Genomic DNA, 21,905 nt, shown 5'->3' with positions numbered 1-21,905 from the left:
CCTACTAGCGGTCGTCGAGGTCCTGTGCCGCGACTCCGTCCTCCCCGTCCGTCAGGGGTCGGGCCGTCGCGATCCCCGCGAGCAGGCCCGCGCCCGCCGTCACCGTCGTGAAGCTGAGCGCGTTGCCGACCGCGGCGATCGCGGCCAGCGCGGTCAGGGCGGCGCCCGCGGTGAGGACCACCGGAGTGGAGCGCGGGCTCCGCCACAGGACGTACAGGACCCAGCCGAACACCGCGGCGAGCAGGGCGGCACCGACGAGCCCCTGCTCGGCCGCCAGCTGCAACGGCGCCGAGTGGGGCCTGTCGTCGGCCGACAGCGCCTGGGCGACCGTCGGGCTGAGTTCCCCGAAGCGGCCCGGGCCCGCGCCCAGCAGCGGTTCGTCGTGGACCAGACCGAGCGCGTCGTGCCACAGCAGGACCCGGTGCGGGGTGAGCTGCCCCTCCAGCGAGTCGGTCAGCCCGGCCGGCAGTACGTCCTCGGCGATCGCCCAGATCGTCGCCGTCACCAGGGCCGTGGCGAGCGCGAGCCCCGCGAGCCCCAGGCCCCGGGGGCGCATCCGGGCCGCCGCGAGCGAGCACAGCAGCACTCCGGCGCACGCGGCGAAGCCGGTGGTCGAGCCGAGCGCGGCCGCCGTCACCGCGATCACGCAGGCCAGCAGGCGCAGGGCCAGCCGCGGTCCGGGGGAGCGGGCCGCCCAGGCGGCACAGCAGGCGGCGCCGGTGGACAGGGCCAGCAGCGCGGCGGTCGCGCCGGTGTGACCGAACGGCGAGATCAGCGGTGAGCCCGCCGTGGTGTGCGGGGTGATGACCGCCAGACCGAGACCGGCGAGCGCTCCTGCGGACGGCGCCACCACCGGCAGCAGGGCCCCGCAGATCCGGCCCGCCGCATAACCGGCCGCCACCGCGAGCACCGCCAGCAGCACCCCCTCCGGGCGGCCGCCCCGCGCCGCCGCCGTGATCAACGACCAGGCCGCGCACACCCCGAGCATGAGCACACCCGTGACATCGGAGACGTTCCGTCTCTCCTGCGCGGCCGACGCTCCGGCCGCGGACTCCGTCCCCGTGGACCTCAACCCGTAGCCCCCCGACTGTGACGGGCCTCGACCGTCCGGACCCCATCCGGCCGCACGTCAGAGGCTCGCGCACACCGTAACGGGTGATGCGCCGGTTTGTGGACGAGTTGCGCAGGAACGTTACGGCTGGTGTGCGACAAAAGCCTCACCAGGGACGCACGGGCCGCGCTGTCGGCGGCGGGGCGACGCGCCGTACACTCCCCGAGTGACCGTCACCACCACTCCCGTAGACGAGCCGGAACAGCTCGAACCCCAGGCCGCGCCCGTGTCCCGGGCCTCCCGATGGGTCAGCCGGCTCCTTCCGGCCGCCGCCGCGGCGCTCTCCGGGGTGCTGCTCTACGTCAGCTTCCCGCCCCGGACCCTGTGGTGGCTGGCCCTGCCGGCCTTCGCGGTCTTCGGCTGGGTGCTGCGGGGGCGCGGCTGGAAGGCGGGGCTCGGTCTCGGCTACCTCTTCGGCCTCGGGTTCCTGCTGCCACTGCTGGTGTGGACCGGCGTGGAGGTCGGTCCCGGTCCGTGGCTCGCGCTCGTCGTGATCGAGGCGGTGTTCGTGGCGCTCGTCGGCGCCGGCGTCGCCGTCGTGTCGAAGCTGCCGGGCTGGCCGGTGTGGGCCGCCGCGTTGTGGATCGCCGGTGAGGCGGCACGCGCGCGTGCCCCGTTCAACGGCTTCCCCTGGGGCAAGATCGCCTTCGGCCAGGCGGACGGTGCCTTCCTGCCGCTGGCCGCGCTCGGCGGCACCCCGGTGCTCGGCTTCGCGGTCGTCCTCTGCGGCTTCGGCCTGTACGAACTGGTACGGCTGGTCGTCGAGAACCGGCGCACCGGTGAGGCCGTGCGCCGGGGCACCGCCGTCGTGGCGGCGCTGTCCGTGACCGTCCCCCTGGTGGGCGCCCTCGCGTCCCGTGCCCTGGTGAGCGACAAGGCCGAGGACGGCACCGCGACCGTGGCGGTCATCCAGGGCAACGTCCCGCGCCTGGGACTGGACTTCAACTCCCAGCGGCGGGCCGTGCTCGACTACCACGCCAAGGAGACCGAGCGGCTGGCCGCCGAGGTCAAGGCCGGCAAGGTCGCACAGCCCGACTTCGTGCTCTGGCCGGAGAACTCCTCCGACATCGACCCCTTCGCCAACTCCGACGCCCGCGCGGTGATCGACGAAGCGGCCACCGCCATCGGCGCCCCCATCTCCGTGGGCGGTGTCGTCGAGCGGGACGGCAAGCTCTACAACGAGCAGATCCTGTGGGACCCGGAGAAGGGCCCCGTCGACACCTACGACAAGCGGCAGATCCAGCCGTTCGGCGAGTATCTGCCCCTGCGGTCGCTCATCGGCGCCATCAACAGTGAGTGGACGTCCATGGTCCGCCAGGACTTCAGCCGGGGCTCCGAGCCGGGCGTGTTCACCATGGACGGCGCCAAGATCGGTCTTGTCACCTGCTACGAGGCGGCCTTCGACTGGGCCGTGCGCTCCGAGGTCACCGACGGCGCGCAGCTGATCTCGGTGCCGAGCAACAACGCGACCTTCGACCGCAGCGAGATGACCTACCAGCAGCTCGCCATGTCCCGGGTCCGCGCCGTCGAGCACAGCCGCACCGTCACCGTGCCGGTGACCAGCGGCGTCAGCGCGATCATCATGCCGGACGGGAGGATCACACAGCGGACGGGCATGTTCGTCCCGGACTCCCTGGTCCAGAAGGTGCCGTTGCGCTCCTCGGAGACACCCGCCACCAGGCTCGGCATCGCGCCCGAGATGCTGCTGGTGCTGGTCGCGGCCGGTGGGCTCGGCTGGGCGATCGGGGCCGGTGTGCGCGGGAGGCGCGCCGGTGGCGTGTAGCCGTACGCCTCGCGTGCGCGTCCCGGAACGGCGGGGGTGACGGAACCGGCCCGTTAGGGTCGGCTCCATGGCTACCCCTGATTTCATCCGCACACTCCGTGCTTCCGCCGGCCACCAGCTGCTCTGGCTCCCCGGAGTCACCGCCCTCGTCTTCGACGACGAGGGCAGAGTGCTGCTCAACCGCCGGTCCGACAACGGCAAGTGGTCGCTCATCGGCGGCATCCCGGACCCGGGGGAGCAGCCGGCGACCTGTGCCGTGCGGGAGGTCTACGAGGAGACGGCGGTCCGGTGCGTGGCCGAGCGGATCGTCCTCGTCCAGGCGTCGGACCCGGTGCGGTACGACAACGGGGACGTCTGCCAGTACATGGACACCACGTTCCACTGCCGGGCCGTCGGCGGGGAGGCGCGGGTCAACGACGACGAGTCGCTGGACGTCGGCTGGTTCTCGCTGGACGCCCTGCCGGATCTGAGCGAGTTCGCTCTGTTCCGCATCAAGCAGACGATGTCCGGCACGGTCACGTGGTTCGACCCCGTGGTCTGAGACGGAACCACGGGAGCCGGTCCTTCGGCGGAGGCCTCATGGTCCGCTGACGCCTGCCCGGGCGAGGCGCTTCCCCGGGCGCGTCACCGCTACGGCTGGGTGGAGGCCGTGGGGTCGTTGGTCTTCCCGGTGCCCCTGGCATCCGAAGAGTCCGTGTGGTCCGCGGCGTCTGTGGTGTCCGTGCGGGCCACGGTCAGCCGGAGCGTCACGGCGGCGGCGATCCCGGCCGGCAGGCCCCACGTGAGGGCCGCCGTGACGCCGCCGCCGAAGCCGGCGGTCACGTACAGGTCCCAGCGCATCTGCGTCCCCTCCACCAGCATCCGCAGGAACTGGCTCGCCAGCAGGCCCAGGACGGTCGCACAGACCGCGCCGACCGCCAGCGCGGGGACGGTGGCCCGGGTGAGCAGGCCGGGCAGCAGGCGCAGGGCCCACCAGACCACCGCGAGCAGCAGGACGTCGGCGGCGCGGTACAGCAGCCAGTCGCCGAGCGGTGTGCCCGCCGGGCCCGTCCAGGCGCCGAGCAGCAGCCACTGGCGCAGGAGGTCGCCCGGTTCGGAGAGCAGTCCGGCGCCGGAGAAGGCCGTCTGGAGGGAGGCCGCGACCGACTGGTGGGAGAGGACGACGAGAGACACGGCGACGACCACGGTTGCGGCGGTCGCGGCCAGTCGGGCGGCGCGTGCCGGGACGACCTCCTGCGGCAGTGGGCCGGCACCCTTGGCGGTGACCCGCGCCACCAGCACCGTCACCACGGCGGCGACCAGCGCCGTCGCCACCAGGACCTGCCGCCCGGACGAGATCACGTCCGCGAGTTGGGGCAGGAAGCGGTAACTGCCGTGTCCCTGCGAGGCGATCAGCCACGGCGCGGAGACGGTGACCGCGAGGGTTCCCGCCACCATGCCCCAGGCCCACACCGCGAGCAGCGCCGCCGTCAGCCGGCCGCGCACCGGCGGCAGCCTGCGGACCAGGAGCAGCGCCCCGGGCACGAAGAAGGCGAAGACGGCGGCGAACCGGATCTGGAGCGCGGTCGAGTACAGCGAGAGATAACGGGAGCCGTCGCTCTGTAACGGGTCCCCGCCCCCGCCCGACACCGCCGCGTCGCCGAGCTGTGACGAGGCCGGCGGGTCGTACGACCACGGGGCGAGCCAGCGTTCGAGATCGGCGGCGGCCTGGGCGCCCAGCACGTCCGTGGCCCCCCGCAGCCGCAGCGCGCTCTCGCTCGCCCCCGCCCACCACAACAGCGCGAGGAGCAGCAGCCCTCCGGCCACGGCCGGTATCGCCGCACGCCTGTATGTCATGTGTCATCCCCCCGGTTGACCGCGTACCCGGCTGAGTTCCCGGGCGAGGGGAGACTACGTCGCGCTGATCACATGGGGATCACGGGGTGCGGCTCGCACGCTCCGTCGCGGGGTCGGGGTCGGGGTCGGGGTCGGGGTCGGGGTCGGGGTCGACGCGGCGCAGGGAAGCAGGCGCGCCGCGCGGCTCTCAGTCCGTGCGCCCCAGCACCGTCTCGACCAGCTCCCTCCGGTACGCCGTGTATGTGGCCCGCAGCTCGGGCCCCGGCCAGCCCTCCGGGAGGAGCTCGGGGGGCAGGACGGGGTCGGCCAGCAGGTGCCGTACGGCGGCCGCGAGGGCCGTGAAGCGGTCGGCGGGCTCTCGGGTCCGCTCGATGTGGGCGAGCAGCGTCTCGGCGGTGGCGGCCCAGGCGTCCAGCGGCCACAGGCTCGTCGCCAGGTCCCTGGCGGCCGAGTGGGCGGCCGCTGATCCTCCGGCGGCCGGGTCCTTCGCGGTGTGGTCCGCGGGGGTCGGGTCCTCGGGCGTCAAGTCCCCTGTGCGCAGGCCCTTTGTGCCCGAGCTCCCGGCGGCCGGGCCCTCAGCCGCCGAGTTCTCGGTTTCCAGGTCCCCGGTTTCAAGGCCCTCGCCGACCCGGCCCCGGGTGGCCATGCCACCGGCGGGCTGGTCCGGGTGGCCCGTGAAGTACTGGACCGTCGGGCCGAGGCCCGGTGGCCGGGTGCGGTGCAGGTTGGCCGGGCGGAGCCAGACGCCTTCCCGCAGTTCGGCGAGCCGGAGGGCCGACAGGCGGGCGCGCAGGTCGGCGCGTTCGGCGGGCGCCCGGCCGGTCGCGGTGACGACGACCATCTCCCAGTCGCCGTGCCACGGGCGGGTCTCGGGGTGCACCGACTCGTCCTGGCGGCGCCGGCGGTCGAGGAGCCGGTCGCTGAGACCGTAGACAGCGTTGGCGCGTCGCAGGTCCCCGGCCGACACCATCCGGCTGAGTGCGGCCCGCAGCGTGGACCCGGCGACCCCGAACGCCTCCACGTGGCGCACCAGATCCTTCACGGGCAGTTCGGGCGGATCCATGCCCAGCAGCAGGCTCAGGACGACCGACCGCGCGGACAGCGGTCGCAGTTCCAGCTCGGTGGGCCGCCCGGACACGTTCGTCTGCATGACCCGGTACCTTACGGGCGCCCGATCACTGTTACGTCATGGCTACGGTTGCAGAAATAATGCAATACTCGCCTCATGGTCTCGATACTCGCGCACACGCAGCCGCAGTACGCCACCCACGACGTCACCAACCAGCCCCCGCCCCTCGCTCCGTACGACGCCTCCGAGGACGTGGCCCTGCTGGAGGGGCTGCGCAGGGAGGGCGCGGAGTGGGCCGAGAAGGACGTGCGGCGGCTCGGGCTCGTCGCCGGTGGCGTCGAGGCGCAGGAGTGGGCCGAGCAGGCCAACCGGTACGAGCCGGAGCTGCGCACCCATGACCGCTACGGAAACCGCGTCGACGAGGTCGACTTCCACCCCGGCTGGCACCACCTGATGCGGACCGCGGTGGGCGAGGGCCTGGCGGGCGCGGCCTGGGCGGACGGCCGGCCCGGCGCCCATGTCGCGCGTATCGCGGGCGCCCTGGTGTGGGGCCACACGGAGGCCGGGCACACCTGCCCGACCTCGATGACGTACGCCGTCGTGCCCGCGTTGCGCCGGCAGCCGGAGCTGGCCGCCGTGTACGAACCGCTGCTGACCGGCCGGGAGTACGACCCGGTCCTGCGGGTGCCCACCGACAAGCGTGGTCTGCTCGCCGGGATGGGCATGACCGAGAAGCAGGGCGGCAGCGACGTACGCGCGAACACCACGACGGCGACGCCCAGTTCAGAGCCCGGTGTGTACACCCTGCGCGGGCACAAGTGGTTCACGTCGGCGCCGATGTGCGACCTGTTCCTGGTGCTGGCCCAGGCGCCGGGCGGGCTGACCTGCTTCCTGGTGCCGCGCGTCCTGCCCGACGGCAGCCGCAACACCTTCCGCATCCAGCGGCTCAAGGACAAGCTGGGCAACCGCTCCAACGCCTCCTCGGAGCCGGAGTTCGACGGCACCGTCGCCTGGCGGGTCGGGCCCGAGGGGCAGGGCGTGAAGACCATCATCGAGATGGTCAACTGCACGCGCCTCGACTGTGTGATGGGCTCGGCGACGCTGATGCGCAAGACACTCGTCGAGGCGGGGCACCACGCACGGCACCGCAGCGCCTTCGGCGCGCGGCTGCTCGACCAGCCCCTGATGCGTAACGTCCTGGCCGATCTCGCGCTGGAGTCCGAGGCGGCCACCACCCTCACCCTGCGCCTGGCCGGCGCCGCCGACCGGTCGGTGCGCGGGGACGAGGGTGAGCGGATGTTCCGCCGCATCGCCACCGCCGTCGGCAAGTACTGGGTGACCAAGCGCGGCCCGGCCTTCACCGCGGAGGCCCTGGAGTGCCTGGGCGGCAACGGCTACGTCGAGGACTCGGGCATGCCCCGCCACTACCGTGAGGCGCCCCTGCTGTCGATCTGGGAGGGTTCGGGCAACGTCAACGCCCTCGACGTGCTGCGGGCGTTGACCCGGAGCCCGGGGACGGCGGAGGCATTGTTCGCCGAACTCGCCCTGGCCCGGGGTGCGGACGCCCGGCTCGACGCGGCCGCCGCCCGGCTGAAGGACGCGGTGCGCGAGGCCGACGAGACCGGTGCCCGGCGCCTGGTGGAGCGTATGGCCCTGACCTTGCAGGCCTCCCTGCTGGTCCGGCACGCTCCGGCCGCGATCGCCGACGCCTTCTGCGCGACCCGGCTCGACGGCGACTGGGGGCACGCCTTCGGCACCCTCCCCGGCTCCGCCGACCTGGACGGCATCCTGCGCCGAGCCCTGCCGGCCGGCTGATCCGACGGCCGTCGCCCCGGGTGCCGTAGGTGGACCTCGTGATTCCGGTCCCTCTCCGTCACGCCAGATCGATCACCATGGCGACGGTTCTCACGTGACGATGGTTCTCACGTGACGACGGTTCTCGCAGCGGTGCGCACCGTGAGAGCGCGTCCGCGCTGGTCGCGGCTCGCGGTAAGGTATGCCTAAGTAGACAGGTGTGCGTCAGTGCGAGGGGAGGGCGAGTGGTGTCGACGAGTCAGGCGGCCCAGCGGTCCGACGCGCAGCGGAATCGTGAGCGCATCCTGGAGGTGGCGCTGACCGAACTGTCGCGTTGCGCCGACGTCCCGCTCAGCACGATCGCCAGGAAGGCGGGAGTCGGGCAGGCCACCTTCTACCGCAACTTCCCCAACCGTGAGGCCCTCGTCCTGGAGGTGCACCGCCAGGAGGTGCGGCAACTCGTCGACAGCGCCGCCGAGTTGCTGCGCACCCGGGAGCCCGACCAGGCCCTGCGGGAATGGATGGACGGCCTCGCCCGCTACGCCACGGCCAAGGCCGGTCTGGCGGACGCGCTGCGCCGGGCCACGGCCGCGGCGGGAGGCCCGGCGAAACCCGGCTACCCGCTCCTGGTCGCCGCGGTCGAACTCCTGCTTGAGGCCAACCGTGAAGCCGGCACCATCCGCCCGGGCGTGACCGCCGACGACTTCGTCCTCGCCATCGCCGGCATCTGGCAGCTGGACCCCCAGGGTGACTGGCGACCCCGAGCCGCCCGCCTCTTCGACCTCGTCATGCGCGGCCTGCGCACGGGAGCCCCCGGACGGACGTGAGGTCGTCGCGCGGCGTTCGTGCCGCTTCAGGACCGGCTCGGGCGCGGCGGACGACGTACGGCGGGATGCCGCCGCGGCGGAGAGGGACGCGGCGAGCCCTCGGTGAAGTCCGGCGGCAGCATCCCCCTACCGATCAGGTTGCCGGCGGCGACGCCGAAGGCCGGGCCTCGTGTCAGGTCGAGCCGTCGTCCGTCGTCCGTCGTCCGTCGTCCTTCGTCCGGGGGCTGGGGTCCGGGGGCCGGGTCCGTCACATCGTCAGGGGAGGGTACGGAGGACGTCGGCGAGGGAGCGGGCGGGGTGGCCGGTGAGATCGGGGACGGCGCTGCTGACGCCGTCCATTTCGCCGGTCGCGATGGCCGTGTAGGTGGAGACCCAGGCGTCCACTTGCCAGGGCGGGGCGCCGTAGGAGGCACGGGAGGCGTACGCCTCCTCGATCGTCTCGGGGTGGTAGCGGACGGGGCTCCCGAGGTGCTCGGAGAGGATCGCCGCCGCCTCGTCCAGCGTGAGCGACTCGGGGCCGGTCAGGTCGTAGGTCATACCGGCGTGGTCGGCGGGCCGGGTCAGGACCGTCACCGCGGCGTCGGCGATGTCGTCCCGGGAGACGAAGGCGGCCCGCCCCTGCCCGGCGGGACCACGGATGACGCCGTCCTCTCCGGCCAGGTGGGGAATGACCTCCGCGTAGAGGTTGTCGCGCAGGAAGGTGTGGTCCAGGCCGCTCGCCCGGATGCGCTCCTCGGTGTGGAAGTGGTCGCGCGCGAGGGTGAAGGCGGCCTCGGGCGCGGCACCGAAGAAGGACACGTACACCAGGTGCCCGACGCCCGCCTCCACGGCCGCGTCGACGAAGGCCTTGTGCTGGTCGACCCGGTCGGCGCTCTCGGAGGCAGACACCATGAACACGGTCCGCGCACCGGTGAGGCAGCGTACGACGGCGTCACGGTCGCCGAAACCGCCGGGGAGCACCGTCGCGCCGGGCAGCTTCGGTGCCCGCTCGGGGCTGCGCACCAGCAGCCGCTGCGCTTCGCCCCGCTCGGCCAGGAGGCGGGCAACACGCCCGCCGAGGTGTCCCGTGGCTCCGGTGACCGCGATCGTCGCTTCCGAGAGTTCTGTCATGGGTGCATCACGTCCTGAGGGGTCGATGTACTCCGGGCACGACCGCGCGTCCTCACGTGGCGAGCGTGCCCAGAAGCAGGTCCGCCCCGAACGGTACGGCCAGGACCGGGTCCCCGAGGTCGGCGGGGGCCTCCGGGTGGTCGGGACTGACCCGCACCGGATGCACCCCGGCGGTGTACCGCACGGCGTTCTCCATGGGCCACCTGATCACGCCGGGGTATGGAAACCGGCGCCGGTCTCCAGGACGAGCTGACGGGCGGTGCCGGGCGCGTCGCCGCGCCGGTGGATCAGCCGGTCGTGCGCGGCGTCGTTCTGGACCGTCATCTGCCGAGATCCTTTCGATCCTGGACGGGGGCGCGGGGCACGGGGCACGGGCCACGGGGCACCGCAGGCGGGTTCCCCCTCGACCCGGGGTGGAGAGCCGCCGGGGCGCGGGTCTGATCGGGACCGGGTGAGGGCCGGAATCCGACAGGCGCCGTCGCCCTGGATGCTTCCAGGCGGCTCTCTCACCCGATGAGGTGCCGCCTCACTCGTTGTGCAGCACCTCCGCGATCGTGAGCCGCGCCGCGCGGCGTGCCGGGACGTACGCGCCCAGGACGGCGATGACGAGGCCCGCGAGGGCGAGGCCGGCCAGGGCCGGGGCGTGCCAGACGTCCGTCATGTACGAGGGCAGGGTGATGTCGACCGCGTCCGCCATGCGCGGTACGACCAGCTGATGGCCCGCCATGCCGAGCGGGATGCCGAGGAGCGAGCCGAGGGCGCCGAGCAGTGCCATCGAGGCCACCGTCATCACCGTGACCTGGCGTGGTGTCATGCCGATCGACTTGAGCATGCCCAGGTCGCGGCGGCGGTCGCGGGTGTTGAGGACGGCCGTGTTGAACACGCCGAGGGACGCGACCACGGCGAGCAGGAAGGTGAGTGCGGTGGCCGAGCCGATGATGGTCCCGGTGACGGAGTTGGCGCCGGTCGGCGACGGGCTGAGCCCCGGGTCGGCCGCACCGGCCGCCCGCGCGTAGGCGTTCTGGTCGGCGCCGTCACGGAGCTTGACGTGGTAGGCGATGGGCTTCTCCCGCGGGGCCACGGACCCCATGGTCGACCAGTCGACCACGACGACACGGGCGTTGGTCTCCATGAACTCCCCGACGACGACCACGTTCGCACCGCGATCGCCCTTCTCCACCCGGAGGTGGTCGCCGACGCGCAGCCCGTTCCGGCGCAGGAAGGCCGATCCGGCCACGACCTCACCGGTGCCCCGGATCCACCGGCCCTCGGTGAGCACGCTGTCCAGCTGTGACCGGTCGCCTCGGCGGGCTTCGAGCATCAGCTTCTCCGCGGAACCCGCCAGGCGGGCTTCCGTGTTCGCCCTGGCGGTGACCTCGCGCGCGTCGGGCAGTGAGCGCAGCAGGGAGTGCAGTTCGAGGTCGTCGTGGTCCGGCTTCCTCTCCTTGCCGTTGTCGTACCTGCCCACGTAGACGGTGACTTGGTAGGCGTCGCGGCCCGCGTTGCCGAGCCGGTCCATCGTTGTGGCCAGGCCGGTCGCGAACGTCACGGTGGTCACACCGAGGACCACGGCGGCGAGTGTGAGGGCACTGCGGCCGGGGCGGGCGAACGGCAGCCCCAGACCCAGGCTTACCGAGCGCGGCAGTCGGCTGGCCGCCAGCCGGCGCTGGACGCCGAGCGCCCGACCGGCGCGCGGCGCGCTGCCCGCGCTGATCGCCCGCGCGGCGGACAACCGGTGGGCGCGCACCGAGGGCGCGAGCGCGGCGAGGAGGCACACGGTGGGCATGCCGGTCAGAGCGAGCACGTTCACCCAGGGAGCGAGCGAGACACTGCTGTGGAAGACCCCCGCGTCCGGTCCCGTGAACGCGAACCGGAGCAGGGGCCGTGCCGCCAGATTGCCCGCGACGGTCCCGAGCGCGCAGCCGAGCACCGCGGGGACGGAGATCATCACGAGGTAGACGGCCACCACCTGTCCCGGCGTGAACCCCAGTGCCTTGAGGATGCCGATGTGCCGGAAGCCGGAGATCACCGCGCCGCTCACCACATTGGCGACGATGAGCACGGCCACCACGATGCCGAGGACGCCGAAGGCCAGCAGATAGGGGGCGTACGCCCGCGCCGAACTGCCTATCTGCTCCCTGAGGGTGAGGTACGACCGTGAGCCGGTCAGCGCGTTCTTCGGCAACTCCTCGGTGACCGTGGCGAGGTGCGTGCGGAGCCGGTTCTCCGACGAGGCGTCCGTGAAGCGGAACAGCATCTGGGTGGCGGTGGGGTTCAGGGCTGCGATCTGCCCGGGTGCCACCCAGGCGTCGGCGGTCCGGCTCAGGTCGAAGACGAAGCCGACGACGGTGAGGGCCGGACCCGAGGGCACCCGGAGCTTCTTGCCCAGGTCGTCCGCCGTCCGGTCCGACGGCCGGTTGAGGACGACCTCGCCCGGCCCGGTGGCCCAACGGCCCGCCCACACGTCCAACCGGTCCACCGGGCCGCCGGGTTCGGACCGGCCCACGACGGTGAGCTCGCCGCCGAGGCCGAAGTCCATGGCCTCCCTCGGCAGCTCCACGGTGGCCTGGGCGAAGGGACCGGCGGTCGCCGCCACACCGGACTGCCGGGCCGCCCGCGTCAGTCGGCCGTCCGAGACCTTCGCGGGATCGAACGCGGCGATGACATGCGGGCCGCGCTGCTCGCCGAAGGCCTTGTCGAACGGGGACGAGGCCGCGTCGACCAGACCGAGCGCCACCACGATCGCCGCCGTCGAGGTCAGCGTGACCAGACCGATGACCAGCGTCTGCAGCCTGCGCCGCCGTACCGCCGCGCGCGCGGCGCGCCACACCGCCCTCATGCGGACGGCTCCAGGGTGTGCTCGCCGGTCACCCGGCCGTCGGCGAACTCGACCAGACGGCTGGCACAGCGGCGGGCCAGATGCTCGTCGTGGGTCACCAGGATCAGCGTCTGGCCGATCTGGTTGAGGTCGAGCAGCAGGTCCATCACCTGTTCTCCGGACCGGCTGTCCAGCGCGCCGGTCGGCTCGTCGGCCAGCAGCAGGGCCGGCCGGTTCATCAACGCCCGTGCCACGGCGACGCGTTGTCGCTCGCCGCCGCTGAGGACCGCCGGGTAGGCGTTGCGCCGGTCGGCGATGCCGAGCTCGTCGAACAGTTCCAGCCCGCGGCGGCGGGCCTGCCGGGACGGGGTGCCGGTCAACTGGGCGGCCAGCGCCACGTTGTCGAGCGCCGACAGGTCGTCGATGAGCATCCCGGAGATGCAGGGGCCCGCATCCCTGGGCCGATGCGGAGCGGCGCACCGGTCTGCGAAGGTGAACCCCATGTGGGAGTGGGGGGTTGACGCGACGACAGCGGCGTTGGCGGTGGCGTGCGCGGTCGCGGCCTGGCTGGCGGTGGAGCTGGTGCGTACACGGCGGCGCTGGCAGAGGGCCGTGGGCGAGCGCGGCTGGTTGCTCGAACGGGAGCGGGAGAGTGCCGCGTCGGCCGCGGTCGTGGCCGAACGCGACCGTATCGCGCGGGAGTTGCACGACATCGTCAGCCACAACGTCAGCCTCATGGTGGTCCAGGCGGGGGCGGCCCGCGAGGTGCTGGGCACCATGCCGGACGAGGCCGCGGCGGCGCTGCTGGCCGTCGAGGACGCGGGGCGCGGCGCGATGACCGACCTGCGGCATCTGCTGGGTCTGCTGGCGCCCTCGCAGAACGGCGAGGAGACGGAGGAGAACATGGCCGGGGACGGGAACGCGGTGGTCGAGTCCGGCGCGGGCCGACTCGGCGGCGACTCGGCCGACTCGGGCGAGCTGGCCGAGTTGGCGCCACAGCCCGGACTCGACCGGCCCGGCCCGCTCGTCGACCGGATCTCGTTCGCCGGTCTGCCCGTCGAGGTACGGATCTCCGGTGACCCGCGCCCCTTGCCGCAGGGCATCGACGTGACGGCGTACCGGATCGTGCAGGAGGCGCTCACCAACGCGCTCCGACACGGCGACGGCGGCAAGGCCGAGGTCACCGTGCGGTACGCCGACCACGCGCTGCGCGTGGAGGTGCTGAACACCGGCCCCAGCGTGCTGACCGGCGGCGACCCCACCCGGCCGCACCCCGCACGGACCGCCCCGCGCCACCGGGACGGCACCGGGCGCGGGCTGCTGGGCCTGCGCGAGCGGGTCGCCGTGTACGGCGGCGACTCGGACGCCCGACGCCGTCTCGGCGGTGGCTACCGGGTCCGGGCACGTCTCCCTCTGGACCGGCCGTGACGGCGGCGGACACGGTCTCGGCGCCCCGGGTGCTGGTCGTCGACGATCAGACGCTGATCCGGACCGGGTTCCGGCTGATCCTCACCGCCCGGGGCATCGAGGTGGTGGGCGAGGCCGCCGACGGTGTGGAAGCGGTGACGATGGCCCGCGAGCTGGAACCCGACGTGGTGCTGATGGACATCCGGATGCCGAACATGGACGGTCTGGAGGCCACCCGCCGCATCCTGGACCGTGCCCCGGAGTGCCGGGTGCTCATGCTCACCACCTTCGACCTCGACCGCTACGTCTACGCGGCCCTGTCCCTCGGCGCCAGCGGCTTCCTCCTGAAGGACGTCACCCCGCAGCACCTGGCGGCCGCCGTACGGCTCGTCGACACCGGTGACGCCCTCCTCGCCCCCACCATCACCCGGCGACTGGTGGAGCGCTTCGCCACGGAAGCCGCCCACCCGGCCGTCGTGCACGCCGACCTCCAGACCCTGACACCCCGCGAACGGGAGGTCCTGACCCTCCTCGGCCGCGGCCTGTCCAACGCGGAACTCGCCGTCGAACTCACCCTCAGCGAAGCCACCGTGAAGTCCACGTGGCCCGGATCTTCTCCAAGCTCAACCTGCGCGACCGCGCCCAGGCCGTCGTGATCGCGTACGAGAAGGGGCTGGTCAGAGCCAGCGACTCCGGAAGCGGCGGGGAGCGCCGCGCCGGGTCCGGGTGATCGGGGATCGGTCGGCTGCGCCACGTCTGGTCCGGGCTGCTTCAGCCACACGCCCGAGGCTCCCTCCACGGGTGGCGGAGCCCGTGGAGGGAGCCCGTGGAGGGAGGCCGTCGCGGGAGCCCGTGGAGGGCGGCCGTGGAGGGAGGCCGACGGTCAGGCATCGGAGGGCTGGTGCCGCCAGGTGGCCTGGACCAGGGCGCGTTCGGTGCCGGCCAGGTAGACCGCGGTGGCGAGCCAGGCGCGGGCGTAGCGGTCCGGATCGGGGTCGGTGACGCGGCCGAAGACATCGCGGGAGCGGCGGTCGGCCTCCGCGGTGAGCGCGGTCGCCAGGTCGGCGGCCGCCCGGAACCCGCTGCGCCGCAGGGCCGCGCCGCCGCCGTTCCGGTCGCCGTCGCGGGCCGGCTCGGCGACCGCGCGGCGGCCCCCGGAGACGGCGACCTCGACCAGCCGGCGCAGTCGCCACAACGGGGCCTCGGCGAGCGGGTCGGCCGGGACGCCGGCGAGGCCGGCGAGGCCGTCCACGGTGGGCAGGGCGTCCGGCGGCGGGAAGTGCGCGCCCTGGAGGCGGTCGTAGCCCAGGTCGGCGTGGCCCTGCCAGTCGTCCGGCAGCCGCAGGGTCGCCTCCGCGTCCGGGGCCGGGCCGATCGCGAGGGGGCGGAGCGTGGCGGCGCGGTCGGGTTCGAGGCGGCCGAGCACGCGCAGCCGCAGACCGGGCCGGGCGGCGAGCTGACGGAAGTTGGCGGTGTGGGCGAGGTCGGGGTGGCCATGGGCCGGTGTCAGCCGGACGAGGAGGCCGTCGTCGGCCGAATTTCCGGCGGAGGACACTTCGCGGGCGAGCAGGTGGTCGCCCGCCGCGCCGACGAGGACCAGGTCGCAGCCGATCAGCCTGCGCGCCGTCTGCTCCGCCTGCTCGGGGTCGGCGCCGGGGCTGCCCGTCAGCCGTTCCGCGACCGCCTCCGCCAAGGGACGCGTGAACAGGGCGGCCAGCGGCCCCGACGTCCAGGACAGACCGGCGAGCGGCGTGGCCCGCACACCTTTGCCGGAGCCGAGGCGGCCGTCCGGTGAGAGCGTGGCGCCGGAGATCAACAGTCCGCCGCGGGAGAGCTGGGCGTGGTCGAGGGTCCCGGAGCCGAGGGCGACCGTGGCTGTGGCGGCACCGCGGGCGCGGGCCGGGCCCCCGGGCTTGACGTCGGCGATCGAGAACCAGCCCCCGTCGTCGGAGACGAGATGGGTGACGACACCGCCGTATCCGGTGGCCGAGATCACCGGCTCCCGGCACACGCCGTGCACCCGCAGGCTGCCGCCCGGCCGGTAGGCGCGGCGGGCCGTGCCGACGAGGGCGGGCTCGGGGTCCGCCGCCGACAACAGGCCGGTGGTGAGCAGCAGTTCGCGCAGGTTGGCGACCAGGTCGGCCAGCCGGTGGCCGTCGTGCCGGGCACGGGCGCCCCGCAGCCCGCGCACGACCCGCAGGGCGGCCGCCTCGGCGCGGTGCAGCCCGGCGAGCCGGGCGGTGTGCGCGGCCCGCAACAACTCCGCCTGCGGCACCGCTCCCGCCGCCGGGACTCCGGCGGCGAGCACGGCCGCGGTCGCCGCCCAGAGGCCGGCCGCGGCGGCGACCTGGGCGGGGGTGGGGGGTTGGGCTTCGGTGGTGCGGGGCGCGTCCGTGGTGCTCTCGCCGCGTCCCGTGCCGCTGGTGCTTCCGGAGCCGTCGGAGCCCTGGGCGCCGGTGGTGCCGATGGGGTCGGCTCCGGCAGCGCGGGTGGCTCCGACGGCGTGGAGCGGAGCTGTGCCCGCGATCGGTACGCCGGCTTCGACGGGCTCGCCGGTCGCCGGTGTGCCGATCGCGCCCGCGGCTTGCGGGCCGTCGGCCGACGGGGCCTCACCTCGGCTTCCGTGAAGACCCGTTGCCGTGCCGGACGGTCCGGGCTCGGTCTCCCCGTCGGCGTCCGCGTCGGCGTCGGCCACCGGGCAGGCGCTCAGGACGGCGGCGCGGTGCAGACAGCGGGGTGCGAGCAGGCAGCTGCACACCGCCCGCTCGGCGTCGGTCACCGTGCCCGTAGGTCCGGGCGTGAGTATCACCTCGGCGTCCTCGCCGCACCGGACGCGCAGGGCGCCGCCGTCGACGGTGACGGGCACGGCCGCGTACGTCTCGATCGCGGCGTCCAGCTTCTTGCGCAGCCGAGAGGTCAGGCTCTCGACGGCGGCGGCCACCACGTCGGGTGCCGCCGGGGGCAGTTCGGCGTTCATCGGGTCTCTCCGCGGAGGCGGTCGCCCACCCAGCGGGCGAGGGCGAGGGGACTGAGGGCGGCGACCGGCATACCGGCCGCGACGAGCTGCTGGGCGACGGGCACCGAGTAGCGCGGGGTGCCGGTGTCGTCCAGGGCGGCGCAGCCCATGAGGTGCACCCCGGAACCCGCGAGGGCCCGTACCTCGCCGAGGAGCCCGCCCAGCGGATACCCCTCCTCGAAGTCGCTCACCACCACCACGAGGGTCCGGCTGGGCACGGTCACCAGGGAACGGGCGTGCGCGAGCCCCGCCGCGATGTGGGTGCCACCACCGACCCGTACCTCCAGAAGCAGCGACAGCGGGTCGTCCACCCGGTCGGTCAGATCGATCACGTCGGTCGAGAACGCCAGGAAGTGCGTCGACAGCGTGGGCACCCCGCCCAGGACGGCCGCGGTCAGCGCCGACCAGATGACGGAGGCCTCCATCGACCCGGACACGTCGACGACGAGGACCAGCCGCCAGTCCGCCTCCTTGCGGGACCGGGTGCTGAACACCGGCCGCTCCGGTACGACCACGGTGCGGCCGTCCGCCGTCCGGCGTGTGTGGGCCAGGTTGGCCCGCAGGGTGCGGGGCAGGTCGAGCCGGCCGCCGGGGCGGCGGGTGGGGCGCGGAGTCGCCAGACCGGTGAGCGCCGGGCGCATACGGGTGGCGAGCTCCTTGGCCAGCTCGTCGACCAGACGCCGTACGAGCGGGCGCAGCCTGGCCAGTTGCTGTTCCGGCATCCCGCCGGCCAGGGACAGCACGGAGGACAGCAGGTCGACCGACGGGCGCACGGCCTCGGGGTCCAGCTCGGCCAGTACGTCCGTACGGCCCTGGTCGGCCGCCCGTGCCAGCACCTCCTCGCGGACCTCCGCGCCGAACAGGGCGTCCAACTCCTCGGCCCACTCCCGGGCCGTGGGGAAGGACGCGTCCTGGCCGCCGCCCCGACCTCGCCCGCCGCCCCGGCCGAGGTCCGAGGAACCCTCGCCGCGGCCGGTGCCGTACAACTCGTCCAGCGCGTGCGCGTAACGACGGGCGCCCTGCGGCAGCTTCTCGCTCTCCCGGCCGAGGAGCAGCCGCCAGCGGTCGGTGGGGGTGAGGTGGAGGAGGGAAGGGGGCGTGACGGGGGGCGTCTTCGCAGGACGGGGGGCCGTCCGAGGAGTCGCTGCGGCAGGGCGGGACGTGCCGACGAGGACCGGAGCGCCGGTGGCCTCGGTGATCACCGGGGCCTCCGGGACGCCGGTGCTTGTGGGCGGCTCCACGGTGTCCGTACCGGTCGGCAGCCGCAGGGAGTCGACCGCCGCCAGGCCCGCCGCGTCCGCCGCCGTCCACAGGGCGAGGAGCGTCGGTGAGGCGGTGAGGGACAGGTCGAGGCGGTCGCCGAGACGCTCGGTCACGGTGTCGAGGAGGCGGTCGCGGCCGGCCGGGGTGAGCGTGTCGAAGCCGCCGCGGAGGGCGGGCAGCCGGTCCAGGAAACCCTGGTCGGTGAGCGTGTCGATACGGTCGAGCAGCGGATCCAGCGCGGTCGGCGCGGACTGAAGGAGCGGGGCCGCACCGCTGAGCAGGCCGGTGAGTCGGCGGGCCAGCGCGAGGCGGCCTTCGGGGCCGGTGGCCGTGTCGATCCAGCCGGCGGCACGCGCGCCGAGGACGTCGGCGGCGTCGAGGTCGAGCAGGACCCGGGCGGCCAGGGCGGCACCCTGGATCAGCGGGGAGCCGGTGCGCGCGAGCGTGCCCAGGGCGTCGTCCATGCGCAGGCCGAGGCGGTGTTCGCCCGCCCGCGAGGCGAGCGCGACGAGCGCGGCGGCGTCCTCCGGTTGGTCGCTGCCCGCGAGGCCGGGCAGCGCGCGGACGGCTGCCTCCAGGAGATCGACGGCCAGTTCGGCGGCCGACCGCCTGCCCTCGGGCGTGGTGCCGGGCAGATGGCCCCGGCGCAGCGCCTCCAACAGGTCGAGCGCTTCGAGGAGTTCGGGCAGCGTGGCCGCGGCGGGGAGCACGGCGGCGGCGTCGGCCAGCCGGTCGGCGACCAGCGCGGGCAGGTCGCAGCGGGCCGCCGCCCGGAGCCCGGCGAGAACCAGGGCACAGGTGGGCCCGCCGTCCGAGGCCTCCCGGCGGAAGGTCTCCCGCAGGGTGCCCTCGGCGGCCAGGGCCGCCGTCACGCCCCTTATCCCGGCCAGGTCGAGCCGTACCGGAACCGCGGGCGTCCACGACAGCCGCCACCGGGTGGTGAGCGCCGTACCGTCGCCCGTGCCCGCCACCTCCACGGCCTCGCCGTACCCCGCGCCGCACACCGCGAGGCGCTGGAGCAGGATCTCGCGGCGGCCGTCGAGGGCGGAGCGGAGCAGGTCGAGCCGGAGTTCGCGCGCGGCGGGGTCGTCCGGGCCGGGCAGCCGCAGCGCGACCAACTCCGCCTCCACGGACGGGCCGAGACCGGAACGCGGCGTGCCCGGCGCGATCCGGCCCCGGTCGGTGCCCACCAGGACCACTTCGAGAGCCCGGGCCAGGGCCCGGCCACGGCCGAGCGGCTCGCCCTGGCCCATCACGGCCGTCAGCGCCTCCAGCACCTCGCCCCGGCCGGGGGCCGCGAGCCCCCGGAGACTGGCCAGGTCGCACGCCATCCGCAGCGTCTCGGTGGCCTCACCCGTCCCCGCGGTGTGCCCGGCCGCGCGCAGCTCCCGGCACACATCGGTGATCGCCCGCGCGGCGGCGCCGTGCAGCAGCTCGGGATCGCCCCCGGCCGTGAACACCGCCTGCTGCCAGCGCGGGTCCCGGATGCCCGCCGGGTACCCGGAACGGGAGTCCAGCAGGTCGAAGGCGTACGGCACGAGCGAGGTGACGACCGGCGGGTGCTCCCCGACGAGCCCTGCTCCCCGGGCCCCGGGCGAGGCGCCGACGGCGAGCGGGGCAGATGCCGCGCTCTCGGCCCCGGCACTGTCGGCGCTGGTCCCCACCGCTCCGGCCACGTCCGTCAGCGCCGGGGCGTGGAACGCGCCGATCACCGCCGCCACCCGGCGTCCGCCCGCCGCCGCGCGGGCGATCGTGTCCCGCATGTGGGCCTCACGGGCCAGGTCCACCGGCGGCACGCCGCCCGCCGACTCGGCGTCGCGACGCAGCGCCCATCCCACGCCGAGGGCGGCTCGGCGGATCGCTTCGGGGGCGCAGCCGGGGGCGAGCACCTCCACGCAGCGGTCCCACAGATCGTCCCCGTCGCGTCCCGTCCCGGCGGCGGTGAGCGCGGCCGCGAAGGCGGTGGGCGAGACGAGGGGAGCGGCATCGGCGAGTGCGCTCCGCGTGTCCCTGGCCGGGCCGGGCCCGTCCGCGGCTTCCTCAGGGCGGTCGGCGGCCGCTCCCGGGCGACCCGTGTCCGACCGCGGGCGGCCCGCGCCCGATTCCGCCGCTTCCGTGCTCTTCCCCGGGCGGCCCGCGCCCGACTCCGGATGGTCGGCGTCCGCCCCCGGCCCGCCCGGGCCGGGGGTCGGCCGGGCCGTGTCCTTCGACGGTCCGTCCGGGCTCGACGCCCGCCCGTCCGCGCTCGCCCCCTGACGGCCCGCGCCCGACTCCGCTCGGTCCGCGCTCCACGCCGGATCCGACATCGGCAGATCGCAGCACACCACCTCCACGCCCCGCTCACGCGCCCAGCGGAGCGCGGCGAGTTCGGGGGAGAAGTCGGCGAACGGGTAGAAGCCGAGCCGTCCGCCCTCACTCGCCCCGGCCAGGGCGACCGGGGCGAGGGTGCCCGGGGCGGCGAGGTGGGGGAGCCAGCGCTGGAAGTCGGCGGGGAGTTCCACGCAGACGACCTCCGCGCCGGAGGCGTCCAGCAGGGCGGGCACGGCCGAGGCGAGGGCCGGGCTGTGGTGCCGTACCCCCAGCAGATACGGCAGCCCGGAGTCGGCGAGGGCCGTGACGGCCGCCCGGGGGTCCTGAGTGGTCGTCACCGAAGGTTCTCCCGCAGGTCCCAGAGGCGACGCCACATCGCCGAGCCGTCCTCGGCACGGCGGCGCACCGGACCGTCCCAGTAGCCGAGGAGCCGGGCGTGGTCGGCGGGATCGTCCTTGCGGACCACGCCCAGGAGGTGACCCGGCACGAGGTCGAGCGCGTCCCCGCCGGGCAGGTACGCGGCGGCCACCCCGAGCGAGGCCGCGACCTGCACGGCCTCGGCGGTGGACATGACCGTGCCGGGCCGCTCCACGTCCCAGCCCTCGGCGGAGCGCCCTTCGCGCAGATCGCGGAAGACGGTGACCAGCACGTCGAGCACCGCGTCGTCCACGCCGAAGGCCGCGCCCGCCCGCTGGACGGCCGCCTCCGCCTGCCGCCGGACCAGGGCCGTCTCGGCGTCGACGTCCGCGATCGGGTGCACGGTCTCGAAGTTGAAGCGGCGCTTGAGCGCGGCCGACATCTCCGAGACCCCACGGTCGCGCAGGTTGGCCGTGGCGATGACGGTGAAACCGGGCGCGGCCGGGACCTGGGCGTCGTCCGTGCCGGACAGCTCGGGCACGCTCACCCGGCGGTCGGACAGGATCGACACCAGGGCGTCCTGCACCTCGGGCAGACAGCGGGTGATCTCCTCGACCCGCGCCACCCGGCCGGAGCGCATGGCGCCGAGCACCGGCGAGTCGACCAGCGCCGCGGGGGACGGGCCCTGGGCGAGTAGCAGGGCGTAGTTCCAGCCGTAGCGGAAGGCGTCCTCGGTGGTGCCGGCGGTGCCCTGCACGGTGAGCGCGCTGGTGCCGCTCACGGCGGCCGACAGCAGCTCGGAGAGCATCGACTTGGCCGTACCGGGCTCGCCGACGAGCAGCAGCCCGCGCTCACCGGCGAGGGTGACCACGCACCGTTCCACCAAGGCGCGTTCGCCGACGAACTTCGGCGCGATCACCAGCTTGTCGGGCAGTGTCTCGTGCGGCTTGGCCAGCTTCAGCGTCTCGCCGCCGCTGCCGCAGACGAAGGTGACCACGGAACGCGGCGTCAGGCGCCAGCCGGGCGGGCGCGGGCCCTCGTCATGGGCGGCGAGGAAGTCGAGTTCGGTGGCGTGGCGCTCCTCGGCGGGCAGGGTCTGCCGGGCCGGGAGGGCCGTCGCCGTGTCGGTCGGGGTCATGAATGTCCTTGCTCGGTAGGTCCGTCGGTCGTAGATGGGGAGGGAGGCCGGGGGCGCCCGGTGACC

At 74.6% G+C, this 21,905-nt stretch carries 14 protein-coding genes and 2 pseudogenes; 6 read left to right on the top strand and 10 right to left on the bottom strand.

The genetic code is table 11. From position 1 onward, the window contains the following. Nucleotides 1-4: 4 nt before the first annotated feature. Nucleotides 5-994 (bottom strand): O-antigen ligase family protein, encoded by a 990-nt coding sequence (locus tag OG272_RS04000; protein ID WP_405892567.1) that lies wholly within the window; start codon nucleotides 992-994, stop codon nucleotides 5-7. A gap of 283 nt (nucleotides 995-1,277) precedes the next feature. On the opposite strand from OG272_RS04000, the gene lnt reads away from it, so the two are divergent. Further along, entirely contained in the window at nucleotides 1,278-2,894 is a 1,617-nt protein-coding gene (gene lnt / locus OG272_RS03995) for an apolipoprotein N-acyltransferase (RefSeq protein ID WP_326584948.1), read from the top strand. 67 nt (nucleotides 2,895-2,961) lie between these two features. Beyond that, on the top strand, nucleotides 2,962-3,435 hold the full coding sequence (locus tag OG272_RS03990) for an NUDIX hydrolase (RefSeq protein ID WP_405892565.1): 474 nt from the start codon (nucleotides 2,962-2,964) through the stop codon (nucleotides 3,433-3,435). A gap of 89 nt (nucleotides 3,436-3,524) precedes the next feature. Here the strand turns inward: OG272_RS03990 and OG272_RS03985 are convergent, their stop codons facing one another. Both OG272_RS03985 and OG272_RS03980 read right to left on the bottom strand, forming a co-directional pair. Next, nucleotides 3,525-4,730 (bottom strand): hypothetical protein, encoded by a 1,206-nt coding sequence (locus OG272_RS03985; protein WP_327731171.1) that lies wholly within the window; start codon nucleotides 4,728-4,730, stop codon nucleotides 3,525-3,527. A 187-nt stretch (nucleotides 4,731-4,917) separates the two neighbouring features. Next, nucleotides 4,918-5,880, bottom strand: coding sequence for a PaaX family transcriptional regulator C-terminal domain-containing protein (locus OG272_RS03980; protein ID WP_327731172.1), 963 nt, complete (start codon nucleotides 5,878-5,880; stop codon nucleotides 4,918-4,920). Nucleotides 5,881-5,955: 75 nt separating this feature from the next. On the opposite strand from OG272_RS03980, the gene OG272_RS03975 reads away from it, so the two are divergent. Both OG272_RS03975 and OG272_RS03970 read left to right on the top strand, forming a co-directional pair. Next, on the top strand, nucleotides 5,956-7,614 hold the full coding sequence (locus OG272_RS03975; RefSeq protein ID WP_327731173.1) for a DNA alkylation response protein: 1,659 nt from the start codon (nucleotides 5,956-5,958) through the stop codon (nucleotides 7,612-7,614). 227 nt (nucleotides 7,615-7,841) lie between these two features. Beyond that, on the top strand, nucleotides 7,842-8,420 hold the full coding sequence (locus OG272_RS03970; protein WP_405892563.1) for a TetR/AcrR family transcriptional regulator: 579 nt from the start codon (nucleotides 7,842-7,844) through the stop codon (nucleotides 8,418-8,420). 255 nt (nucleotides 8,421-8,675) lie between these two features. On the opposite strand, the gene OG272_RS03965 is transcribed toward OG272_RS03970, so the two are convergent. The 4 genes and pseudogenes from OG272_RS03965 to OG272_RS03950 all read right to left on the bottom strand — a co-directional run. Beyond that, entirely contained in the window at nucleotides 8,676-9,530 is an 855-nt protein-coding gene (locus tag OG272_RS03965; RefSeq protein WP_327731175.1) for an SDR family oxidoreductase, read from the bottom strand. A gap of 52 nt (nucleotides 9,531-9,582) precedes the next feature. Then, nucleotides 9,583-9,726 carry a hypothetical protein gene (locus OG272_RS03960; protein WP_327731176.1) on the bottom strand — a complete coding sequence of 48 codons (144 nt, stop codon included), beginning with the start codon at nucleotides 9,724-9,726 and terminating at the stop codon, nucleotides 9,583-9,585. Between the two features lie 330 nt (nucleotides 9,727-10,056). Beyond that, the gene (locus OG272_RS03955) at nucleotides 10,057-12,369 is read right to left on the bottom strand and encodes an ABC transporter permease (protein WP_405892561.1); all 2,313 of its coding nucleotides are present in this window, start codon (nucleotides 12,367-12,369) and stop codon (nucleotides 10,057-10,059) included. Further along, nucleotides 12,366-12,776, bottom strand: a pseudogene (locus OG272_RS03950) (ABC transporter ATP-binding protein); the annotation flags it as partial. The gene OG272_RS03955 and the pseudogene OG272_RS03950, both read right to left, overlap by 4 nt. A gap of 73 nt (nucleotides 12,777-12,849) precedes the next feature. Here OG272_RS03950 and OG272_RS03945 point away from each other — a divergent pair. Both OG272_RS03945 and OG272_RS03940 read left to right on the top strand, forming a co-directional pair. After that, nucleotides 12,850-13,776, top strand: a complete 927-nt coding sequence (locus OG272_RS03945) for a sensor histidine kinase (protein WP_405892559.1) — start codon at nucleotides 12,850-12,852, stop codon at nucleotides 13,774-13,776. Further along, nucleotides 13,773-14,485, top strand: a pseudogene (locus OG272_RS03940) (response regulator). Before OG272_RS03945 ends, OG272_RS03940 begins: the two are co-directional and overlap by 4 nt. Nucleotides 14,486-14,638: 153 nt before the next feature. Here OG272_RS03940 and OG272_RS03935 read toward each other — a convergent pair. From OG272_RS03935 to OG272_RS03925, 3 genes are read right to left on the bottom strand one after another with little or no spacing between them, the layout of a single operon-like run. Further along, a complete protein-coding gene (locus OG272_RS03935; protein WP_405892558.1) occupies nucleotides 14,639-16,732 on the bottom strand; it encodes a hypothetical protein in 2,094 nt (697 codons plus the stop codon). Then, nucleotides 16,729-20,682, bottom strand: a complete 3,954-nt coding sequence (locus OG272_RS03930; protein ID WP_405892556.1) for a vWA domain-containing protein — start codon at nucleotides 20,680-20,682, stop codon at nucleotides 16,729-16,731. Before OG272_RS03930 ends, OG272_RS03935 begins: the two co-directional genes overlap by 4 nt. Next, complete coding sequence (locus OG272_RS03925) at nucleotides 20,679-21,839, bottom strand: AAA family ATPase (RefSeq protein ID WP_326584962.1); 1,161 nt, start codon at nucleotides 21,837-21,839, stop codon at nucleotides 20,679-20,681. Before OG272_RS03925 ends, OG272_RS03930 begins: the two co-directional genes overlap by 4 nt. Nucleotides 21,840-21,905 lie beyond the last annotated feature (66 nt).

This window comes from Streptomyces sp. NBC_00104, assembly GCF_045160825.1.
Classification (GTDB): Bacteria; Actinomycetota; Actinomycetes; order Streptomycetales; family Streptomycetaceae; genus Streptomyces.
Note: the sequence above shows the minus strand (reverse complement) of the source record. Positions and strands in the feature narration are given on the sequence as shown.

What these genes read in the sequence shown, in the direction of transcription:
- OG272_RS03985 (WP_327731171.1), bottom strand. Translation starts at nt 4,730, where the DNA reads ATGACATACAGGCGTGCGGCGATACCGGCCGTGGCCGGAGGGCTGCTG.
- OG272_RS03955 (WP_405892561.1), bottom strand. Translation starts at nt 12,369, where the DNA reads ATGAGGGCGGTGTGGCGCGCCGCGCGCGCGGCGGTACGGCGGCGCAGG.
- OG272_RS03960 (WP_327731176.1), bottom strand. Translation starts at nt 9,726, where the DNA reads ATGGAGAACGCCGTGCGGTACACCGCCGGGGTGCATCCGGTGCGGGTC.
- OG272_RS03945 (WP_405892559.1), top strand. Translation starts at nt 12,850, where the DNA reads ATGTGGGAGTGGGGGGTTGACGCGACGACAGCGGCGTTGGCGGTGGCG.
- OG272_RS03975 (WP_327731173.1), top strand. Translation starts at nt 5,956, where the DNA reads ATGGTCTCGATACTCGCGCACACGCAGCCGCAGTACGCCACCCACGAC.
- OG272_RS03965 (WP_327731175.1), bottom strand. Translation starts at nt 9,530, where the DNA reads ATGACAGAACTCTCGGAAGCGACGATCGCGGTCACCGGAGCCACGGGA.
- OG272_RS03935 (WP_405892558.1), bottom strand. Translation starts at nt 16,732, where the DNA reads ATGAACGCCGAACTGCCCCCGGCGGCACCCGACGTGGTGGCCGCCGCC.
- OG272_RS03990 (WP_405892565.1), top strand. Translation starts at nt 2,962, where the DNA reads ATGGCTACCCCTGATTTCATCCGCACACTCCGTGCTTCCGCCGGCCAC.
- OG272_RS03980 (WP_327731172.1), bottom strand. Translation starts at nt 5,880, where the DNA reads ATGCAGACGAACGTGTCCGGGCGGCCCACCGAGCTGGAACTGCGACCG.
- OG272_RS03925 (WP_326584962.1), bottom strand. Translation starts at nt 21,839, where the DNA reads ATGACCCCGACCGACACGGCGACGGCCCTCCCGGCCCGGCAGACCCTG.